The sequence below is a fragment of the Chryseobacterium sp. UYP7 genome (assembly GCF_056279225.1).
This window is the reverse complement of sequence record NZ_JBWBQW010000020.1, coordinates 1-1,700: the sequence shown is the minus strand read 5'-3', so window position 1 is coordinate 1,700 and position 1,700 is coordinate 1. Positions and strand designations below refer to the sequence as shown.

Below are 1,700 nucleotides of genomic sequence, written 5' to 3'. Positions count from 1 at the left end.
GCATTATTAAATATACGAATATACTCCCGTATTATTGAAATAATTTAGCTATTTTTGAAAGTAATAAGCGGAGGTTTTTTCACAGAGTGACGTTAGTGGCTATTTTACAAACAACGATATAAAAACAAGAAACGCATTTTATATGAAAAAAAATATTTACTTACTAATATTTCTGTTATTGACTTTTGTAACAACTCAGGCGCAAGTGATTGACAGAATTGGAGTAAAAGGACCGATAGAATTTAATAAAACTAAATTTTCACTTGCATGGTCTGAAAAACCAAATCCAAATTATTTTGTACAAGAATATTTACCTAAAAATGAAACAGTAGAAAATTTTAATGAACTCATAACTGTAAATGTTTTTGTAATGGATATCACTGTAGAAAATGCTATTCAACAAAAAGTGAATGAATTGACGAAACGGAAAGAAACTGATAAAGTTTCTAATTTTAGTGTCATAAACAGTCGTGATGGAAAGGAAAGTATACTCGATTGTATATTGAGTGCCGATAAAAACGGGGAACTTGATATTGTCGAATTCATTATTTATCGCTACAAACAAATTGAATTAGAAAATAATCAAAAAGCATTATTAATATATTCATATTCCAAAAGAAGTTACGGGAAAAATATTACTTCTTTTTTTAAAAAATTGGGAAATCAAAGAACGGAACTAATAAACATTATGATTTCGCAAGAACTTCCAAAAATAGAATTGAACGAATAAAAACAGCCACTAACAAGGTATTTCTATTAGCGGGTCGGAAGTTTCTATCATTAAGATTTTCGCTAATTGTTCAATTTGTTATATTTACAAAGACTTGTTATAAAAAATCCCCGCCAACAGAAATACCCAAACGTTACCTGCTATTTTAAAAACTTTGCCTCAAAATAAAATGAACCGATATCAATATAAAAATTTGACAATTGAAGTGCTTGACGAACCGACTTACAAATTTGGCTCGGCAGACAACAATTTCAATTATTCAAAACATTACTTCGGTGACGGGGCGAAAGAATATCCGACTTCCAAACACGGAATTAAAATTTATCAAGACAACCAAATCATTGACAGTTCCATAATTATTGGTTCTGGTGGGGTTACAGGTATTTATCAAAATTCATCACTTTTCGACAACAGCCAATTACTAATCTGTTGTTGCGACACTATATTTTGTTTGACACTTCCCGATCTTGAATTAAAATGGAAAACACAAGCTGACCAAGCGACTTGTTTTGAAATTTTCAAAAATCAAGAAGACTATATAATACATGGAGAAATTCAAGTAACAAAACTTGACAAAAACGGAAATATAAAATGGGAATTTGGTGGTTCTGACATTTTTGTATCCATAGATAATGACGAAGATTTTAAAATTGAACATGATGGAATTTTATTAACAGACTTTGCAAAAACAAAATATAAAATTGACTTTGACGGAAAATTATTAGAAACCTACAACAATAAAAAAAACATCAGGTAACACGGTATTTCTATTAGCGGGGCGGAAGTTCCTATCATAAAGATTTTCGCTAATTGTTGAATTTGTTATATTTACAAAGACCATTTATAAAAAGTCCCCGCCAACAGAAATACCCAACCGTTATCTGCGAGTCTACCAAAATACTGCTACAACATGAAGTTACTTAATTCTCAAAAAAATCAACTGTTCAGTTTAATAGAAATTGAAATTTTT

Annotated in this window: 2 protein-coding genes; both read left to right on the top strand. The window is 29.9% G+C overall.

Features of this window, described 5'->3' with window-relative positions; translation table 11 throughout:
* Positions 1-142 precede the first annotated feature (142 nt).
* Entirely contained in the window at positions 143-730 is a 588-nt protein-coding gene (locus ACZ9HT_RS16935; RefSeq protein WP_476041675.1) for a hypothetical protein, read from the top strand.
* Positions 731-899: 169 nt separating this feature from the next.
* Positions 900-1,487, top strand: a complete 588-nt coding sequence (locus tag ACZ9HT_RS16930; protein ID WP_476041674.1) for a hypothetical protein — start codon at positions 900-902, stop codon at positions 1,485-1,487.
* Positions 1,488-1,700: the final 213 nt, after the last annotated feature.